This is a genomic window from Paenibacillus sp. PSB04 (assembly GCF_025809195.1).
Lineage (GTDB): Bacteria > Bacillota > Bacilli > Paenibacillales > Paenibacillaceae > Paenibacillus_AQ > Paenibacillus_AQ favisporus.
This window is the reverse complement of sequence record NZ_CP081301.1, coordinates 802,938-821,499: the sequence shown is the minus strand read 5'-3', so window position 1 is coordinate 821,499 and position 18,562 is coordinate 802,938. Positions and strand designations below refer to the sequence as shown.

Genomic DNA, 18,562 nt, shown 5'->3' with positions numbered 1-18,562 from the left:
AAACGTTTTTATTATACAGGGGCACAGGGAGGGACCTGCGGCTCCGGGAGAAGGAGTGAATAGGGATGAGTGCAAGCGAACAGGCAAGCTCATTGTTTCAGAACTATGCCAGATATCCGATCAGCCTGGTGAAAGGGCAAGGGAGCTGGCTGTGGGACGATAAAGGGAACAAATACCTCGACTTTATGTGCGGTATAGCGGTGACCAATCTGGGCCATGCGCCGAAGAAAGTGACCGAGAAGCTGAAAGCCCAGCTGGATGAGCTGTGGCATGTATCGAACCTGTTCCACATTCCGAATCAGGAAAAAGCAGCTTCTCTGCTGACGGCGAACAGCTGCGCGGATGCGGTGTTCTTTTGCAACAGCGGCGCCGAAGCGAACGAAGCGGCCATCAAGCTGGCCCGCCGCTACCACCAGAAAGTGAGAGGCACCGGACGCTTTGAAATCATCACCTTCCATCAATCCTTCCACGGACGTACGCTGGCTACTCTGACGGCAACCGGCCAGGACAAGGTGAAAGACGGCTTTCTGCCGCTGCCTGCCGGCTTCAAGAGCGTACCGCTGCATGATCTGGATGCGCTGAAAGCGGCCATCGGCCCGGATACGGCTGCGATCATGATCGAGATGGTACTGGCGGAAGGCGGCGTGCTTGTCGTGCAGCCGGACTTCCTGAAGGCAGTGAAGGCGCTGTGCGAACAGCATGGGCTTCTGCTCATCTTTGACGAGGTGCAGACCGGCATGGGACGTACAGGCAAGCTGTTTGCGTATGAGCATTACGGCATTGAGCCGGATATTTTCACACTCGCCAAAGGCATTGCCAGCGGGTTCCCGGCAGGAGCAATGCTCGGCAAAGGGTATCTGAAAGACGCGTTTACGCCGGGCAGCCACGGTTCTACCTTCGGCGGCACGCCGATCGCGACGGCAGCGATGATCGCCACGATCGAGACGATTCTCGAAGATCAGCTGCCGCAGCGCGCCGCGGACATGGGCGAGTATTTGATCCAGCAGTTGAAAGAAAAGGTGGCTGTGCATCCTTTTGTCAATGATGTGCGCGGCTTGGGGCTGCTCATCGGCATCGAGTGCAAGGAGCCGGTGAACGACATCGTGCTGGAAGGGCAGAAACGCGGGCTGCTGTTCGTGACCGCCGGTCCGAACGTGATCCGCCTGCTTCCGAACCTGTATATTTCCAAAGAAGAAATCGATCAGGCCGTCGGCATGATTGCCGAGCTGATCCATGATCATACCGCAGTAAACAAGGCGTAGCCGGGCAGCATTAGAGCATGCACTGATAAAGGAGGACGTAACGATGTTGAGCCAAACCGGGCTGCTGCAGGATATCGACCTGAAGGGAAGAGACCTGCTGGAGCTCGACGATTATACACCGGAAGAAATTCAGTACTTGATCGATCTGGCGATCGAACTCAAGCGCAAGCAGAAAAACGGCGAGGAATACCAGCCGCTGAAGGGCAAAACGATCGGACTTATTTTCGAGAAATCATCCACCCGTACCCGGGTATCGTTCGAAGTGGGGGCGTTCCAGCTCGGAGCCCACGCGCTCTTTTTAAGCAAAAACGACATCCAGCTCGGACGCGGAGAAATTATCAGCGATACGGCGCAGGTGCTGTCGCGTTATCTGGACGGCATCATGATCCGCACCTTTGGGCATCACAATGTGACGGATCTGGCGAAATACGCCTCCGTTCCGGTGATCAACGGCCTGAGCGATCTGGCGCATCCGTGCCAGGTGCTGGCGGATTACCAGACGATCTATGAGCACAAGGGCCAACTGAAAGGCCTGAAGCTCGCCTACATCGGCGACGGCAACAACATGGCCCATTCCTTGATGATCGGCGGCGCCAAGCTGGGCGTGAACGTATCGATCGCAAGTCCGGAAGGGTACACCCCGGATCCGGCCGTGGTGAAGGCAAGCCAAGAGATCGCCAAGGAGAGCGGCGCGAAGATCGTCGTTACGCACAGTCCGGAAGAAGCGGTGAAGGACGCGGACGTCATTTATACCGATGTATGGGCCAGCATGGGCTTTGAGGAAGAGCAGAAGGTCCGCGAGGCGGCGTTCAAAAACTATCAAGTCGACGAAAAGCTGGCGCAGCTGGCGAAGGCAGACTACCTGTTCATGCACTGCCTGCCGGCACACCGTGGGGAAGAAGTGAGCGAAGGGGTCATCGACGGCAAAAACTCAGTTATTTTTGACCAGGCCGAAAACCGTCTGCACGCGCAAAAAGCGCTGATGGCCGCATTGATGGGTTAAGATTAGTCAGGAGAGGGAGTTAAGACATGGCAAAAGAAAAAATCGTACTGGCGTATTCCGGAGGTCTGGATACGTCGGTCATTCTAAAGTGGCTCAAGGAAACGTATGACGCTGAAATCATCGCATTTACGGCCGATATCGGACAGAAGGAAGAGCTGGACGGTCTGGAGGAAAAGGCACTGGCTACCGGCGCCTCGAAAGTATATATTGACGACCTGCGTGACGAGTTCGCACAGGATTTCATCTTCCCGATGTTCCAATCGGGAGCGCTGTATGAGGGGCAGTACCTGCTCGGCACGAGCATTGCGCGCCCGCTGATCGCCAAGCGCATGGTGGACATCGCCCGCGCGGAAGGCGCAACGGCAATCGCGCACGGCGCAACGGGCAAAGGGAACGACCAGGTGCGTTTTGAGCTGGCGGCTGCGGCCCTCGCTCCGGACATCAAAGTCATCGCTCCATGGCGTCTTGAGGAGTTCCGTAACGAGTTCCCGGGACGCGCGGAAATGATCGCTTTTGCCGAGAAGCATGGCATTCCGGTAACAGCCTCGGCGGCGAAGCCTTATTCGATGGACCGCAACCTGCTGCATATCAGCTATGAGAGCGGCGTGCTCGAGGATCCTTGGTTCGATGCGAGCGCTCCGGAAAATAAAGACATGTACCTGCTCAGTGCCTCTCCTGAAGATGCGCCGGATGAGGCGGAATATGTGGAGCTCGATTTTGTGCAAGGGAACTGCGTCGCCATTAACGGCGAGAAGCTGAACCCGCTGGCCGTGATGGAGCGTCTCAACGAGCTCGGCGGCAAGCACGGCATCGGCCGCGTGGACATGGTGGAGAACCGCTTTGTCGGCATGAAGAGCCGCGGCGTGTATGAAACGCCAGGGGGCACGATCCTGTTCACCGCGCACCGCAAAATGGAATCGATCACGATGGACCGCGAAGTGATGAACCTGCGCGACAGCCTGATCACCCGTTACAGCACGCTTGTGTACAACGGCTTCTGGTTCGCACCGGAACGTCTGGCACTGCAGGCGCTCGTAACTGAAAGCCAGAAGAACGTGACCGGTACGGTGCGCGTGAAGCTGTACAAGGGCAATATCATCGCCGCCGGCGTGAAGAGCCCGGTCAGCCTGTACAACCCGGACATCGCCACGATGGAAGCTGATCCGACCCAAGCGTACGATCAAGGGGACGCTACCGGTTTTATCCATTTGAACGCTCTGCGTCTTAAAGTCGGCACAGGCGTGGCACAGAACAAATAATTTTTCCATGATATAATCAACAGCACAAGCATGTCGTAGGGAGGCCGTTCCTTGTCGGTCACGGGAAGGAGCGGCCCTCTGCTGTCAAGCAAGAGGGGAGAGAACGATAGTGGGCAAACTGTGGGGAGGGCGCTTTACGAAGCAGACCAACCATCTGGTAGACGAATATACGGCTTCGATCGGTTTTGACCAGGCGCTCGCCGAGGAAGATATTCAAGGCAGCCTGGCTCATGTGACGATGCTGGGCAAATGCGGAATCGTTCCGCAGGAAGAGGTGGAGACGATCAAGGCGGGGCTGCAAACCGTGCTGGACAAAATCCGCCGCGGCGAAATCGAGTTTTCGGTGGCGGATGAGGACATCCATATGAACGTGGAGAAAAATCTGATCGCCGAGATCGGCCCGGTCGGCGGCAAGCTGCATACGGGACGCAGCCGGAACGATCAGGTGGCGACCGACATGCACCTGTATTTGCGCAAGCGGGTCGTCGAGCTGGCCGGCATGCTGCATGAGCTGCAAAAATCGCTGATCGGACAAGCAAGGGACAACCTGGATACGATCATCCCGGGGTATACGCATCTGCAGCGGGCGCAGCCGATTCTGTTCGCCCATCATCTGATGGCGTACGTCTCCATGTTCCAGCGCGATATTGAGCGCCTTATGGACAGCTACAAGCGCATCAACGTCCTGCCGCTCGGCGCCGGCGCCCTGGCCGGGACGACGTTCCCGATCGACCGCCATTTCGTGGCGGAGCAGCTGCAGTTTGACCGGGTCTACGAGAACAGTCTGGATGCGGTCAGCGACCGCGATTTTATCGTGGAGTTCCTGTCCCACGCGTCCATCATCATGATGCATCTCTCCCGCCTGTCCGAAGAGCTGGTGCTGTGGAGCAGCACGGAGTTTAACTTTATCGAGCTGGACGACGCCTTCTGTACCGGCAGCAGCATCATGCCGCAGAAGAAAAACCCGGACGTGCCGGAGCTGGTTCGCGGTAAAACCGGCCGCGTGTACGGCAACCTGATGGGCCTTCTGACCGTGCTCAAGTCGCTGCCTTTGGCATACAACAAGGATATGCAGGAAGACAAGGAAGGCATGTTCGACACGGTGGCCACGCTGGAGGGGGCCCTGCAGCTGTTTGGGCCGATGATCGCGACGATGAAGGTGAACAAGAGCCGCATGCGCGAAGCGGTCAACCAGGATTTCTCGAACGCGACGGACATCGCCGACTTTCTCGTGGGCAAAGGGCTGCCGTTCCGCCAGGCGCATGAAGTCATCGGCAAAACGGTGCTGTACTGCATCCAGCAGGGCAAGTACCTGCTTGACCTGACGATGGAGGAGTTCCAGCAGTTCTCGCCGCTGTTCGACGACACGATTTATGAGGTGCTGCGGCCGGAAACCGTCGTGAACGCCCGCAATGTGTACGGAGGCACGGCGACGGATCAGGTGGCGGAAGCGATTAAGCGCGGTGAGGTGCTGCTCAGCATGACAGAGCAGTGGCTTGCCGAGCACGTATAGACGATAGCCGTAACGGCGTGGTTATGTGATTGAGCCTGATTTGACTTCAGGCAGACGGACTAATTTTTAGCAGCGGAATAATAAATTGCAGATCAGAAATTGCAGTAAGAAAAGGCGCTTCCCTTGTGGAGGCGTCTTTTTTCGTTGCGTCCCCCATATTTTTCATTTGCCGTATTTACAACGTAACAATGTTATGTTACATTATTTCTGCGAGGAGGATGTGCAATGAACGAAGAAGAGATTTCCAAAAAGGATCTGCTGGAACTGACCGGAATTTCCTATGGACAGCTGTACCGCTGGAAGCGGAAAAACCTCATTCCCGAGGAATGGTTTATCCGCAAGTCTTCCTTCACGGGACAGGAGACCTTTTTTCCGAAGCAAAAAATACTGCAGCGCATAGACCGCATTATCAATATGAAGGACGGTTTGTCCCTCGACGAGCTGGCCGATGTGTTTTCGCCGAGCTCCGGGGAAGTATCGATCACCCCCGGCGAGCTTTTACAACGTAACATTGTTACAAATATGACGCTGGATCTGTTCGAACAGGAGCTGGGGAAGCAGGACGTGCTGACGTTCGCCGATATTCTCTCGGTCTATGTACTGGAGAAGCTGCTCAAGAGCGGAGAAATAACCCGGGATGAAGGCAAGATGCTGTTATCCCTCATGCGGGGTCATTACGCCAAGGTGGCAAGCAGACCGTGCGAGCTGGCGCTCATCCGCAAAATGGGCGTGCCGCTGCTGCTGCTAATCGAGACTACCGAGCATGTATATGTGGACCGGGATGCCAAGTGGGTGTTCCGCCTGCCTTTAAGGGGCTGTATCGAGGAATTGAAATTAAAAATCAACCAATCGGAGGTTTGAGGCGATGGAGCGGGAACAAAGACATGACATGTCGATGTCGGGCATCGGGACGGTGGCGTCCGGTGTGTATAAAACGGTTAGGATTGACGGGATCAGCAAGGTGAAGGGAGATATCGACTGCATTACGCTGGATTCCAACGGCACCCTGAACATTTCGGGTTCGGTGCTTGGGGAAACGGTCAAGATCAACGGGACGATGTCGATCGGCGGCAATTTATCGGCCGAACGTTTGATTCTGGACGGCATGGGATCGGTCAAAGAGATGACCCGCTGCAGCGAATCGGCTGCGATCAACGGCCAGGTCACCTTGGAAAAGGGACTCAACAGTGAGAAAGTGGAAGTGTCGGGCAGCCTGAAGTCGAAAGGGGACGTACAGTGCGAGGTGCTGTCGGTTCACGGCGGCTTTAACGTGGATGGGCTGGTGAACGCCGGCGAGATCGACTTAAAGATGAGCCTGGCCAGCAAAGCCAAGGAAATTGGCGGGGATCATATTACCGTGCGCCGGTTGAAGAAAGCGCCTATTTTGCTGCAGTTGGCCCCGGTCTTCAACAACCGCCTGAAGGCCGATCTCATTGAAGGGGACTTCGTGGACCTGGAATATACCGAAGCGGATGTCGTCCGCGGCAGCGAAGTGCGGATCGGCCCCGGCTGTAAAATCGGCAGAGTCGAATACAAGGTCGACTTCAAGCGGGACGGAGACGCTCAGGTCGGATCGGCGAAGCAGATCTGAAGCAGCTTTGAAGCAGATGTGAATCTGCGCTGGAATCGGCTAGGCAGCAATCGAGCAACGTTCCAATACGGATGCATGAGATAACATTCAGGGAATGCCCGGACGACCGGGTATTCATAAGGGAGGAAAAGGTCATGACGGCAAATGGAAACCGCCAAGGGCTTGGCGATATCAAAATCACGGGCAGCGGGAGCTCGGGGGGCGGGACTTTTAACCAGGTCAAAATTATGGGTGACGCGGAAATCAGCAGTACGGCGGACTGCGGGCTGTTTAAATGCCTGGGTACGGCTCAGGTGAACGGCTCCCTGATCACAGAAACCGCATCCGTCAACGGAACGCTGAACGTCCGGGAGAACCTTCAGGGCGGACTGCTGAAGTCTCAGGGCGAGGTAAGCGTGTCCGGGGATCTTCAGTTGAAAAGCATCAGCATTAACGGCGAGCTGGCCGTCGGCGGCAATGTGTCTTCGGATTTCGTCAAGATCAACGGCGGCCTTCGGGCGGCGTCCGGCCAGACGGAGGAGCTGCTCGTGCGGGGTGTGGTAGAAGTCCCGGGCATGCTGAACGGCGAGCTCGTCGAGATTAAAATGTATGGACCGAGCCGGATTGGAGAGCTTGTAGGTGCCAAGATCACCGTCAAGAAAGGGCTGGAGATTCCGCTGTTCGGGAAGATGACTTCCCATTACGATGGCGGGGAGCTCAGCGCGGAGAGCATCGAAGGCGACGTCGTTTATCTCGAGAACACCAAGGCTGCCGTCGTCCGGGGCAGAAGGGTGAACATCGGCAGCGGATGCGAGATCGGACTGGTGGAGTATACGGACGAATTCAAGCAGGACACGGCGGCAAGTGTAGGCCGGTTTGTCCGGCTGGGATAGGATATTTTACAAACAATATAAAGGGGTAGTGCGTGATATGGCAGTGAAAAAGAACAGGCTGGGTCTGATCGTCGCCGGTCTGCTGCTCGGCGTGCTGATCGCCGCGATGGACAACACGATCGTCTCGACCGCAATGGGGACGATCGTCGGCGAGCTGGGCGGTCTGGACCAATTCGTCTGGGTCACCTCCGCCTATATGGTGGCAGAGATGGCCGGCATGCCGATCTTCGGCAAATTGTCCGATATGTATGGAAGGAAAAGGTTTTTCGTATTCGGGATCATCATGTTCCTGCTGGGTTCGGCCTTGTGCGGGACGGCGCACAGCATTACCGAGCTGAGCATTTACCGCGCGATTCAGGGAATCGGCGGCGGGGCGCTGGTGCCGATTGCTTTTACGATCGTGTTTGATATTTTCCCGGTGGAGTCCAGAGGCAAGATGGCGGGCATGTTTGGCGCCGTATTCGGGGTGTCGAGTTTGTTCGGGCCGCTTCTCGGAGCGTATATCACCGATTATCTGGAGTGGCGCTGGATTTTCTATATTAACCTGCCTTTAGGCATTGCAGCCTTTCTGCTGGTGGTGCTGTTCTATCATGAGTCTCATGAGCATTCCAAGCAAAAGATCGACATTTGGGGAGCCGCTACGCTGGTGGGCTCCGTGGTCAGCCTGATGTTCGCGCTGGAGCTGGGCGGCAGCAAATATGCCTGGGATTCACCGGTCATTATCGGATTATTCGCCGCGTTTGCCGTGCTGATGATCGTCTTCCTGGCCGTGGAGGCCAAGGTGGCCGAACCGATCGTGTCCTACGACATGTTCCGCAAAAGGCTGTTCGCCTTCAGCAGCGCAGCGGCCTTGTTCTATGGGGCGGCTTTCATTACCGCAGCCGTGTACATTCCAATTTTCGTGCAAGGGGTCATGGGGGGAAATGCAACTAACTCCGGATTGATACTACTTCCGATGACTCTGAGTTCCGTAGTTGCCTCGCAAGTAGGGGGCATGCTGTCCACCAAAATGTCGTTCCGCAGCGTCATGATCCTGTCGGCGGTTATTTTCGGCGGCGGCATGCTGCTGCTCGGCACGATTACGCCGGAGACGACGCGGACGATGCTGTCCATCTATATGCTGGTCGCCGGCTTCGGGATGGGATTTTCGTTCTCCGTGCTCGGGATGTCGGCCATCCAGGGTGTAGACGCCAGACAGCGGGGCTCGGCCAACTCGACGATTTCCTTCCTGCGCTCACTGGGAATGACCGTGGGGATTACGATCTTCGGCATCATCCAGCGAAATGACTTCCATGACCGGCTGAGCAGCACCCTGGGAGCTTCTGCCCAGAATATGCCGGCCACGATGGATCCGCAGCAGATGCTCTCGCCGGAGCGCAGAGCGCTTATTCCGGCACCGGTCATGGAGAAGATCAGCAGCGCGCTGTCCGTCTCCGTGGACCATGCGTTCCTGTGGGCCGTAATACCGGCGGCACTGGCGCTGGTTTCGGTCTCCTTGATGGGCGGATCAAGGCTGCAAATGTCCCAGATGGGACCGGGAGCGCGTAAAGATGGGGCGCATCATTAATGGAAGCGTGATTTGGAACTTTCTCTCCTGGAAAAGAAGAAGCTGGGGCGAGCCCTGGTTTCTTCTTTTATTTTGGCAGGTGTTTGTAATTTAAAAGGTGTATGTATCTATGTAGCTCTCGTCCTTAGCGGAGTGATCAGATAAACCAGGGACTCATTTGTAGAAGCAGAAGTAACAATGAGGGGTTTTAAAGGACTTGCATATTGAATGCTGATCCATTCGCTGTCAACTGCACGTATGATGTCTTGCATAAACTTCCCGTTGAATGCAATACGAAATGGCTCCCCTTGAAAGCCCTGCACAGGAGTAGTCTCATGAACATCGCTAACTTCTGGCGTATTGGAGCTTAATTCCAAGGAATGGGGTGTTCCATTCAGCAGAACCGTTTGTCCGCCCCCAACCAAATTAACCCGCTCGATCGCGCTGAGAAAGGCTGCTGAGGAAACCCGAACTTCCGTTACATATGTGGCGTTGGTCATCGTTTCCATTGGCGGGAAGGATCCGGTTATTAGAGGAATGTAAGCCGCGAGATCTTGATTCTGTATAACCATCCGGTGATTGCTGAAGGAGATCCGCAGCTTCTCTCCGGACAGCAGCTTGGAGACATGCTTTAAATATGCGGAAGGTATAATGGCCTCAACTTCATTGCTCAGATTACGGTCAAGATGGATTGTGCATGAAGCCAGGCGCACACCGTCTGTAGCCATCAGCTTCATTGAGCCATTTGCAATGTGAAACAGGGCGCCGGTTAACACTGGCCTGGCTTCATTGGATCTGGCGGATGCAAAAACGACCTGCTGAACCATTTTTTTAAATTGAGAGCTCGACAGCTCCACATCCAACAGGTGGTTTCCGAGGTCTGGAACGGAACAGCTATCCTCTGGATCCATTCCGTAGAGTCGGAATACAGTACTGCCTGAGCTAATCTTTAATAGGAAAGGCGGCTGTGTTTCCAGGGTCACCACTCCGGCAGGCAGCTTGCGAACCATATCCGCAAATAGACGCGAAGGCACGGCAATGGACTCCGTTTGACAGTGTCCCTCATCGAGTGGAAGCTTTGCTTGAATGACCATTCCCGAGCTTGTTCCTGATGCAAGAGTCAGTCCATTCTGACTCGTATGTAAATGAATCATAGAGTTCTGCGGTTGTGCCGAGGATACCGACGCTGCGACGGCAACCTGTTGAACGGTTTGAGCCAGAAGATCACCTGGGATACGGACAAACACGGGCGTCACCTTTTTCTTTTAATTTTGGTCGGAAAAATAATGCTCGATCATTCCACGCAGAACTTCGGACCGAGTAAACTGATGGTCGTCACAATAGGCATCCAGATGGCTCCATGTTGCTTCGGATAAAGTTAACGATACTTTGCGGGTCGTCCCGATCCCTTTTCTGCCTGCTCCCCGGCGCGCTCCGCCACGGGTAAACATGAAGCTCAGCTGACCTTCCTTATCGGGGATGCCGATTTTTACTTTGTTGCGCGGCTCCATGATCATGCCTCCTATTTGAATAAGGTAACCTATTTCAAATATTTTCTAATATTAATCTATCACAGTTCGAGAGTGTTGGGCAAGAAGCACTCTTTTAGCGCCAAGCGAATCAACCCACCCCAAACGGGGTATAAAAGGGTAAAAGATGCGAAAAGGAGTGAGCGTCATGAAAATCATTATTACGCAGGCGGAAGCGGTAGAGAAGGGCATCTGGGGCGAAGTGATGAAGATGTTCGGCGTCGAGGCCGAGGAGGAAGTGTGGCCGAGCGAGGAGTACATTTTGACGGAGGAGCAGGCGCGCCGGATCGGGATTATTCAGTAGAGCTCACATATGATGATAAAAAGGGTGTCTCCAGCGGTTTCGTTAAACCGGCGGAGGCACCCTTTTGCTTCGTTTGGATTATAGCTGACAATCCATTGCTGCGCTTCAACTGCCCTCAGAAGTTCGGCCCGCTTACGCCGTCCTCCACGATTTGCTCTTCAGAGCCTGGAGCGGGGCTGCCCTCTCCCGAATCTTCCGTATGGACCGCGATCAGCCGGTTTTGCGGACGGTACGTATCACGGGAAATACGTTTGCGCGATACCTCTTTGCCATCCACCTTCTTGATTTGATAGGTCTCGACGACGTAGCCGGGTTTGCCGCTCTGCAGGATCTCTTGGCCGCCGACCGGAAGGGTCGGATTCTGCACGAACTTCTCGGTGACCGGGAGAGTTTCGACCGTGCGGGACATGAGGTCATAGGTGACATTTTTCGGGAAGGTGCCAAAAAATTTGACGATCAGATTCCGATCCTTGACTTCGGCCTGTATCAGCAGCGACTTGCCTGTATTGTTCCGGAAGCGGAAGTTGATCGAGCCTTCGGCAAACGTAGCATCCTGCCCTTTCGGCAAGTAGCTGACCGGCAGGGAATGGTTGCGCCGCTCGACGATTTCAAGCCCGGTCCGGACCGCCGCATTGTACACGGTGCTGGACACCTGGCAGATGCCTCCGCCTACGCCAGGCACCAGCTTCCCGTTCAGGATGACCGGCGCCTCCTGGAACCCGTACTTTTCCTCCGCCTTGGCAATGACCTTGCTGTAATCAAACACGTCACCCGGCTTCAGCACCATGCCGTTCACCGCCTTGGCGGCGGAATCGACATTGTATACCCTTCCCGGCCCGCTCGAACCGAGCCCGGTGGAGAACTCGATGATTTTTCGCTCGATTCCTTCTTCCTTGAGGCTGCTGATCGTGACGTTCGGCACCATCCGGTACAGGGGAAGGTCCAGGCTGAGCTTGGGCTTTTCACCGCCGGCAATCAGGGCAAAGTCCTTCGGAATCAGCGCCGTCATCTGCTCCTTGAGCGTGTTCCAGTCAATCCGCGAGACCGAAACCTCCGGCGTGTACACGACCTCGTCTTTACCTGAGATCCGCCGCGTGGCTTCCACCGGAAGCCCGAAATGCTCCTGCTCCCACTCCGGCGTGAATTTCTCCTTCAGCGCGGAAATATCCCAGTGGGGCACGATGTTCCAGTCCGTTTGAAATTGCCAGCGGTATTTCAGCTGGTCCAGCCAGCTCCCTTCATGCAGCTTCGCAACCGCCTCTTTAAAGGCGTCCGCTTCAAACGAAACGCCGGCTTCCTTCAGCGTCAGCTGGGCATCCGGAATGCCTTTGGCGGCCACAGACAGCGTCAAGGGAATGCTCTCCATCTGTCTGAGTCGGGCGTCCAGCAGCTTAAGCGCTTCATCTGAATCTTTTCCTCCGAGCGGGTAGCCGGCAACCTGGATCTTATCCGGAAGGGTGTTTTGTCCGATATATAGATGTACCCACCCGGCGGTGACGGAACCGATCAGCAGGATGCTGGCGATAATGATCAGGCTCAAATGAATTTTTTTCATAGGGCTCCCACCTCTTTCGCTTCCTCTTCATCGTGATTGATGCTGTCTTTCCATATATATGTAGGCAAAGTGGAAAAATTTCGGGTACTCAAAAGGTAACAATTTTGTTACAATGAAACACATCGTGATGATTCCTACGCTTTTTTAAAGGAATTAGCTGGAATGTGTCGAATTTATAATGGCTGATTATGTAATTAGGAAGTGATGAACGAAGTGATTGAAATGCAGGACGTATGGAAGACCTACCAGAATGGAACCCATGCATTGCAAGGCGTATCGGTCAAGATCGACCGCAACGAATTCGTATACGTCGTCGGACCGTCCGGCGCAGGCAAATCGACATTCATGAAGCTTATTTATAGAGAAGAAGTGCCGACCAAAGGGCAAATCTCTGTGAACGGTTTTAATATCGGCAAGCTGAAGCAGCGGAAAATTCCGTATGTGCGCCGGAATATCGGCGTCATTTTTCAGGATTTTCGCCTTCTTCCGACGCTGTCGGCATATGAAAACGTGGCTTTTGCCATGGAAGTCATCGAAGCGCCGAAGCGGCAGATGAAAAAGCGCGTGATGGAGGTGCTGGATCTGGTTGGACTGAAGTCCAAAGCCACCCGCCTTCCGGCGCAGCTGTCCGGGGGAGAGCAGCAGCGGATCGCGATCGCCAGAGCTATCGTGAACAACCCGGCGGTCATTATCGCGGACGAGCCTACCGGCAACCTCGACCCCGAAACGTCGTGGGGCATCATGCAGCTGCTTGATGAGATCAATTTCCGCGGAACAACCATCGTCATGGCCACCCACAACAAGGAGATCGTGAACACGATGCGCAAGCGCGTCATCGCGATCGAGCACGGCAACATTGTACGCGACCAGCAGAGAGGGGAGTACGGGTATGACTTTTAACACCTTTCTGCGGCATTTGCGGGTCGGGTTTAACAGCATCTTCCGCAACGGGTGGATGACCGTAGCTTCCGTTACCTCCATCGTGGTATCCCTGTTCGTGCTCGGGGTATTTATCATCTTGGTGCTCAATGTCAACGCTTTGGCCGACAAGGCCGATAAACAAGTGCAGATCCGCGCTTATCTCAACCTGAACGTCGACCAGAAGCTGCGCGAGAAGGTGCAGAACGAAATCTCCGCGATGCCGGAGGTCAGCAAGGTGCAGTTTATTTCCAAGGAGCAGGGCCTCACCGATTTCCGCAACAGTATGGGAGACGAGGGGAAGGAACTGCTTGAAGGCTTCAGCAAGGATAACAACCCGCTGCCGGACACCATTATGGTTGAGGTGATCGAGCCGACGACGGTTCCGTTCGTCGCCCAGAAGATCGAGGCGCTGAACACGAGCCATACGGAGCAGCCGATCATGAAAGTGAAGTACGGCAAAGGCACAATCGAAACGCTGTTTAAAGTGACGCGCCTGGTGCGCAACATCGGGTTTATTTTCGTGGCCGGCCTCGCCGTCATGTCGATGTTCCTGATCTCCAACACCATTCGCGTTACGATTCTTGCCCGCCGCCGGGAAATCAGCATTATGAAGCTGGTCGGGGCGACGAATTATTTTATCCGCTGGCCGTTCTTCGTGGAGGGCACCTTGATCGGGCTGATCGGGTCCGTCATCACGGTGGCGCTGCTGTTCGTCGGTTATGACCGGCTGGCCGCCTCCATCGGCTCGGATTTTACGCTTCAGATGTCCCTTCTCCCGCTGAGCCAGCTGTGGCAGTGGGGAGGATTACTGATTGTCCTCGGCGTGCTGATCGGCATGTGGGGAACGACCCTATCTATTCGCAAATTTTTGAAGGTATAAGAACAAGAACGATAAGTAGCTGACGGAGAGTCTTGGTTATACAGGAGAAACTTTTGGAAAAGGACGGGGAACGCAAGTTGAAAAAGATCGCCACATGTTTGGCTGTAGTTATGATCGCAGCGGCTGTATTTCAGCCTTCGGAAGGTCTGGCAAAGAAAAAGACGGTCGATGAGATCGACCATGAATTGAGAGTGCTGCAGCAGCAGGCGAAGACCGCCAAGCAGCAGAAGAGCAAGGCGGAAGCCCAGAAGCAGGAAGCGCAGCATTACAAAAATAAAACGACCCAAAACCTGCAGTACGTTATGAACCAGATTAGTACGGTGAGCAACACGATGACCAAATTGACGGTTCAAATTGACGACACGCAGGACAAGCTCCATCAGACCGCAGCCGAGCTGGATGCCGCCGAGGAGCGGATCCAGTCGCGGGAGAAAATGCTGGAGTCCCGGGTACGTCTTATGTATACCGACGGCAATGTATCCTACTTGGAGGTGCTGCTCTCATCGACCAGCTTCTCCGATTTCCTGGAACGGGCCGATGCACTGAAGGAATTCGTAGACCAGGACAAGGACTTGCTGGAGCAGCACAAGAAGGATAAGGCGCTGGTGCTGGCTAAGAAAAAGGAACTGGAGTCGGATTACGCCAAAGCCAAGGATTTGTATGCCCAGATGGAAGACCAGAAGGCCATTCTGGCTGAAAACGAGCGGCAGAAGCAGATTCTGATCGCGCAGTACGACCAGAAGATTGAAGAATCCGACGACACCAGTGAAGAGCAGGATCAGCTGCTCGTCACGCTCGTCAGCAAGCGTGCTTCCCTGGAGCAGGAGAAGAACAAGCTGAAGGCTGAAGAAGCGGCGAGAAAGGCGGCGGCAGCCAAAGCTGCTGCTGCGAAGAGAGCGGCTGCAGCAGCGGCAGCGGCCAAGAAGAGGAGCGCGACAACGACGGTTGAAAGCTCGGGCGGCTTCTCGGGCAGCGGCGGACCGCTGTATATGCCGGTGAGCGGAGCCCGTATTTCTTCGTCTTTCGGCCGAAGAGTCCATCCGGTTACGGGGGAAGTCGGCAAGATGCATAAAGGGGTGGACCTTGCCGTTCCGCAGGGAACGCCGATCCACGCCGCTGAAACGGGAACCGTCACGCTGGCCGAATGGTGGAGCGGTTACGGGTACTGTGTCATCATCGATCATGGGGACGGAATGTGGACCCTCTATGGACATATACGTGAAGGCGGTATTAAAGTAAAGGTAGGCGAGCATGTCAGCCGCGGTCAGGTGATTGCAGAATCCGGCGCAACGGGACAAGTCACGGGGCCTCACCTTCATTTTGAAGTCCGTCAGAATGGAACGCCTGTGGACCCGATGCCGTATCTGTAGACCGTATAAATATTCCGTACAAGCCGAACATATACTAGGATGGTTAAGTCTGGTCATAAGAGGTTCGGCCGGAAAATAAAAGGCGGTGAAACTTACTTTGAAGAAACGTACGGTCGCATTGTTGGTCGTCGTAGGTATGCTGTTGGGAAGCGTACTGACCCTCGTGTTAACAAGCGCAAGCTTTGCGAATCAGGCCTCGACGGGCCAGGGCGTGTTAGCGAGCGTGGTCAGCGGCGGCTTGAAGCAGGATGAAGCGAAGAAAATCGGTACGGCTCTGGATCTCATCCAAGGCAATTATTATGAGGATGTGGACCGGAGCAAGCTGGTGGATGGCGCCATCAACGGCATGATGGAATCGCTGGAAGATCCGTACTCGACTTATATGGGTAAGCAAACGGCACAGGAATTTGAGGAGAGCATCGAGGGCTCGTTCAGCGGCATCGGTGCCGAAGTGTCCTCGGAAGACGGCAATGTGGTCATCGTGTCTCCGATCAAGGGATCGCCTGCAGAAAAGGCAGGACTCCGCGCCAAGGATATCATCCTGACGGTGAACGGAGAATCGCTGAGCGGGCTTGAGCTGAACGATGCGGTTTCGAAAATCCGCGGTCCGAAAGGCAGCGAGGCCAAGCTGACGGTTCGCCGCAGCGGCGTATCGACGCCGCTTCAGTACACCATCGTGCGCGACGATGTCGATCTGGAGACCGTCAATGCCCACATGGAACCGGGTAAGGTAGGCGTGATTGAAATTACCCAGTTCTCCCTGAACACGGGCGATCGCTTCAAGGAAGAACTGGCGAAGCTCGAGAGCGAAGGCATGAAGGGCCTCGTCATCGATGTCCGGAACAACCCCGGCGGCGTGCTGTCCGTCGTGATCGATATCGCCGAGCAATTCGTGCCGAAAGGCAAGCTGATCGTTCAGGTTGAAGACAAGAACAAGAAGCGCGAGAAGAGCGAGTCCAAGGGAACGGGCAAAGACTATCCGGTCGCCCTCCTGATGAACAAGGGAAGCGCCAGCGCATCCGAAATTCTGGCAGGTGCCTTGCAGCAGTCGGCCGGAGCGAAGCTGATCGGTGAAAACTCCTTTGGTAAAGGAACCGTACAGACGAGCTTCGACAAGCAAATGGGCGACGGCAGCCTGCTCAAGATTACGATCGCGAAATGGCTGACGCCAAACGGCAGCTGGATCCACAAGAAGGGCATCAAGCCTGACATTGCGGTGGATCAGCCGGATTACTTCTCGGTGGCTCCGATCAACAAAGACAAATCGCTGGAATACAACATGAATAACACTGACGTGAAGAGTGCGCAGATCATGCTGGACGGACTTGGCTTCAAGCCTGGACGCAAAGACGGATTCTTCGATGAGAAAACCGTGGCGGCCGTCAAGTCGTTCCAAAGCAGCGCGAAGCTGAGCGCGAACGGTGTCATTGACGCGAAGACGGCGGAAGCACTCGAGAACGCGCTGATCGAGCACATCCGCAATCCGAAATACGATAATCAATTGAACCGCGGGATCGACGAGGTGCGGAAGGAAATTGCCGCTGCCGCGTCGAATCGTTAAGAAGGCTGATCTTTAGCCTTCTTTTTTTCTTGCGTCTGATGTCTGTCCTGGATATGCGTAAATGTCATGGTAAAGGAGCGTGGTGACGGATTGGATGTCGCATTGGAACTGTTGTGGAAGTTGGGGGATGCTTTGTTACAGCTGCTGACGCAGCCGTTTTATTATATTTCGATCATTTTGATGGCGCTGGTGTACCGCAGGCAGGTGCTGTTGGAGAGAAAGCTGTTCTCCGTCCGGCTGCACAGCTGGGGGCTGCAGACATGGCGAACCTTTTGGGGTGGACTGCTGGCCGGGATTGGCGTCTCGGTGGCTGCAGCGTTTTTGGGAATTTCGCTGACCACGGAAGCGGTGATCTGCATCTGGGTGGTAGCCATCGTGCTGCTGCTGTTCCGGGTAAGGTATTTATGCTTTGCCTACGCCATCGGGATCTTGGGCGTGATTCAGTTTGTGATGGGGCTGTTTTCTTGGAGTCCGGACGGGTTCCTGAAAACGATGAAGGATACGGTAGCGGGCCTGGATATTCCTGCCCTGCTTGCCCTGGTCGCGGTGCTGCACTTGGCCGAGGCGCTGCTCATTCGCCTGCAGGGAGCATCCTTCGCCAATCCGCTCTTTATTGAAGGGAAGCGAGGCAAGCTCGTTGGAGGCTATCAGATGCAGGTATTCTGGCCGATTCCTCTGTTTCTGCTGATTCCGGGGACCTCGGATGTGACTCTGCCCTGGACGCCTTTATTTGGCGGAGACGGATGGAGCAGCGGCTTCAGCATGATGGCGCTGCCGGTGGTGATCGGCTTCAGCGAAATGACGCAGAGCCTGCTTCCGCAGGTGAAGGCCGATCGGACATTCAAACGCCTCCTTATCTATGGCGTCGTTCTGCTGGCTTTCAGCATTCTGTCGGCATGGTGGAGCCCGCTCGCGCTTGTGGCAGCCTTGATCGCCTTTGTGCTTCATGAAGGGCTGGCCTGGTACAGCCGGTATGAGGAGCAGCACCGGAGTCCGGTGTTTGTCCATCCTGTGCAGGGGCTGAAGGTGCTGGCCGTCATTCCCGGGAGCCCTGCCGAAGAGCTGGGCATTGCGGCCGGCGAATCGATTGTGAAGGTCAACGGCATGGCGATCCGGTCCAAAGAGCAGCTGCATCTGGCGATCCGCAAAAACCCGGCCTTCTGCAAGCTGGAAGTGCAAAACCTGCAGGGTGAAGTCAAGTTCCTCCAGCGGGCAATCTACGACGGGGATCATCACCAGCTGGGCGTTATTCTGGCTCCGGACCCGGATGCCGGCGTGGCGCTGGTGCTGAAGCCGGTCAATCTGTTTCAGCTGATCGGCATGAAAATTCATGCCCGCAGCAAGTCGTCCACCCCTGCATCGCATGATGCGCGGGAAGCCGACATGTAAGGCAAGA

17 protein-coding genes are annotated in these 18,562 nt (G+C 55.2%); 14 read left to right on the top strand and 3 right to left on the bottom strand.

Annotated features, from left to right (window positions below; genetic code table 11):
- The first annotated feature begins 65 nt into the window (after positions 1–65).
- The 8 genes from K2F33_RS04270 to K2F33_RS04235 all read left to right on the top strand — a co-directional run bounded on the left by K2F33_RS04270 (position 66) and on the right by K2F33_RS04235 (position 9,067).
- A complete protein-coding gene (locus tag K2F33_RS04270; protein ID WP_263881065.1) occupies positions 66–1,262 on the top strand; it encodes an acetylornithine transaminase in 1,197 nt (398 codons plus the stop codon).
- 46 nt (positions 1,263–1,308) lie between these two features.
- The gene (gene argF, locus K2F33_RS04265; protein ID WP_263882287.1) at positions 1,309–2,265 is read left to right on the top strand and encodes an ornithine carbamoyltransferase; all 957 of its coding nucleotides are present in this window, start codon (positions 1,309–1,311) and stop codon (positions 2,263–2,265) included.
- 26 nt (positions 2,266–2,291) lie between these two features.
- The gene (locus K2F33_RS04260; RefSeq protein ID WP_212985547.1) at positions 2,292–3,524 is read left to right on the top strand and encodes an argininosuccinate synthase; all 1,233 of its coding nucleotides are present in this window, start codon (positions 2,292–2,294) and stop codon (positions 3,522–3,524) included.
- 109 nt (positions 3,525–3,633) lie between these two features.
- Entirely contained in the window at positions 3,634–5,037 is a 1,404-nt protein-coding gene (gene argH, locus K2F33_RS04255) for an argininosuccinate lyase (RefSeq protein WP_263881064.1), read from the top strand.
- A 225-nt stretch (positions 5,038–5,262) separates the two neighbouring features.
- Complete coding sequence (locus tag K2F33_RS04250; RefSeq protein WP_263881063.1) at positions 5,263–5,898, top strand: YhbD family protein; 636 nt, start codon at positions 5,263–5,265, stop codon at positions 5,896–5,898.
- Positions 5,899–5,902: 4 nt separating this feature from the next.
- Positions 5,903–6,628, top strand: a complete 726-nt coding sequence (locus K2F33_RS04245) for a polymer-forming cytoskeletal protein (protein ID WP_263881062.1) — start codon at positions 5,903–5,905, stop codon at positions 6,626–6,628.
- Positions 6,629–6,762: 134 nt separating this feature from the next.
- Complete coding sequence (locus K2F33_RS04240; RefSeq protein WP_263881061.1) at positions 6,763–7,500, top strand: cytoplasmic protein; 738 nt, start codon at positions 6,763–6,765, stop codon at positions 7,498–7,500.
- A 37-nt stretch (positions 7,501–7,537) separates the two neighbouring features.
- Entirely contained in the window at positions 7,538–9,067 is a 1,530-nt protein-coding gene (locus K2F33_RS04235; RefSeq protein ID WP_263881059.1) for an MDR family MFS transporter, read from the top strand.
- 107 nt (positions 9,068–9,174) lie between these two features.
- Here K2F33_RS04235 and dnaN read toward each other — a convergent pair whose 3' ends face one another.
- Together dnaN and K2F33_RS04225 are read right to left on the bottom strand one after the other, a co-directional pair.
- A complete protein-coding gene (dnaN, locus tag K2F33_RS04230; RefSeq protein ID WP_263881058.1) occupies positions 9,175–10,293 on the bottom strand; it encodes a DNA polymerase III subunit beta in 1,119 nt (372 codons plus the stop codon).
- Between the two features lie 18 nt (positions 10,294–10,311).
- Positions 10,312–10,557 (bottom strand): hypothetical protein, encoded by a 246-nt coding sequence (locus K2F33_RS04225; protein ID WP_263881057.1) that lies wholly within the window; start codon positions 10,555–10,557, stop codon positions 10,312–10,314.
- A 166-nt stretch (positions 10,558–10,723) separates the two neighbouring features.
- Here K2F33_RS04225 and K2F33_RS04220 point away from each other — a divergent pair, with 166 nt between their 5' ends.
- Entirely contained in the window at positions 10,724–10,879 is a 156-nt protein-coding gene (locus tag K2F33_RS04220; RefSeq protein ID WP_163882621.1) for a hypothetical protein, read from the top strand.
- 115 nt (positions 10,880–10,994) lie between these two features.
- Here the strand turns inward: K2F33_RS04220 and K2F33_RS04215 are convergent, their stop codons facing one another.
- Complete coding sequence (locus K2F33_RS04215; RefSeq protein ID WP_263881056.1) at positions 10,995–12,434, bottom strand: VanW family protein; 1,440 nt, start codon at positions 12,432–12,434, stop codon at positions 10,995–10,997.
- Between the two features lie 213 nt (positions 12,435–12,647).
- Here K2F33_RS04215 and ftsE point away from each other — a divergent pair, with 213 nt between their 5' ends.
- The 5 genes from ftsE (at position 12,648) to K2F33_RS04190 (ending at position 18,555) form a co-directional block, all read left to right on the top strand.
- A complete protein-coding gene (ftsE, locus tag K2F33_RS04210; RefSeq protein ID WP_089550485.1) occupies positions 12,648–13,334 on the top strand; it encodes a cell division ATP-binding protein FtsE in 687 nt (228 codons plus the stop codon).
- Entirely contained in the window at positions 13,324–14,235 is a 912-nt protein-coding gene (gene ftsX / locus K2F33_RS04205) for a permease-like cell division protein FtsX (RefSeq protein WP_076174530.1), read from the top strand. The genes ftsE and ftsX overlap by 11 nt, the downstream gene beginning before the upstream one ends.
- Positions 14,236–14,312: 77 nt before the next feature.
- Entirely contained in the window at positions 14,313–15,605 is a 1,293-nt protein-coding gene (locus tag K2F33_RS04200) for a murein hydrolase activator EnvC family protein (RefSeq protein ID WP_263882286.1), read from the top strand.
- 136 nt (positions 15,606–15,741) lie between these two features.
- A complete protein-coding gene (locus K2F33_RS04195; RefSeq protein WP_089550487.1) occupies positions 15,742–17,166 on the top strand; it encodes a S41 family peptidase in 1,425 nt (474 codons plus the stop codon).
- Between the two features lie 90 nt (positions 17,167–17,256).
- A complete protein-coding gene (locus K2F33_RS04190; RefSeq protein WP_263881055.1) occupies positions 17,257–18,555 on the top strand; it encodes a PDZ domain-containing protein in 1,299 nt (432 codons plus the stop codon).
- Positions 18,556–18,562: the final 7 nt, after the last annotated feature.

Bases quoted from the DNA above. Each gene is read 5' to 3' on its own strand.
- K2F33_RS04270 (WP_263881065.1), top strand. From the start codon at position 66: ATGAGTGCAAGCGAACAGGCAAGCTCATTGTTTCAGAACTATGCCAGA.
- K2F33_RS04225 (WP_263881057.1), bottom strand. From the start codon at position 10,557: ATGGAGCCGCGCAACAAAGTAAAAATCGGCATCCCCGATAAGGAAGGT.
- K2F33_RS04240 (WP_263881061.1), top strand. From the start codon at position 6,763: ATGACGGCAAATGGAAACCGCCAAGGGCTTGGCGATATCAAAATCACG.
- K2F33_RS04260 (WP_212985547.1), top strand. From the start codon at position 2,292: ATGGCAAAAGAAAAAATCGTACTGGCGTATTCCGGAGGTCTGGATACG.
- K2F33_RS04235 (WP_263881059.1), top strand. From the start codon at position 7,538: ATGGCAGTGAAAAAGAACAGGCTGGGTCTGATCGTCGCCGGTCTGCTG.
- K2F33_RS04250 (WP_263881063.1), top strand. From the start codon at position 5,263: ATGAACGAAGAAGAGATTTCCAAAAAGGATCTGCTGGAACTGACCGGA.
- K2F33_RS04245 (WP_263881062.1), top strand. From the start codon at position 5,903: ATGGAGCGGGAACAAAGACATGACATGTCGATGTCGGGCATCGGGACG.
- K2F33_RS04215 (WP_263881056.1), bottom strand. From the start codon at position 12,434: ATGAAAAAAATTCATTTGAGCCTGATCATTATCGCCAGCATCCTGCTG.
- ftsX (WP_076174530.1), top strand. From the start codon at position 13,324: ATGACTTTTAACACCTTTCTGCGGCATTTGCGGGTCGGGTTTAACAGC.
- K2F33_RS04195 (WP_089550487.1), top strand. From the start codon at position 15,742: ATGCTGTTGGGAAGCGTACTGACCCTCGTGTTAACAAGCGCAAGCTTT.
- K2F33_RS04220 (WP_163882621.1), top strand. From the start codon at position 10,724: ATGAAAATCATTATTACGCAGGCGGAAGCGGTAGAGAAGGGCATCTGG.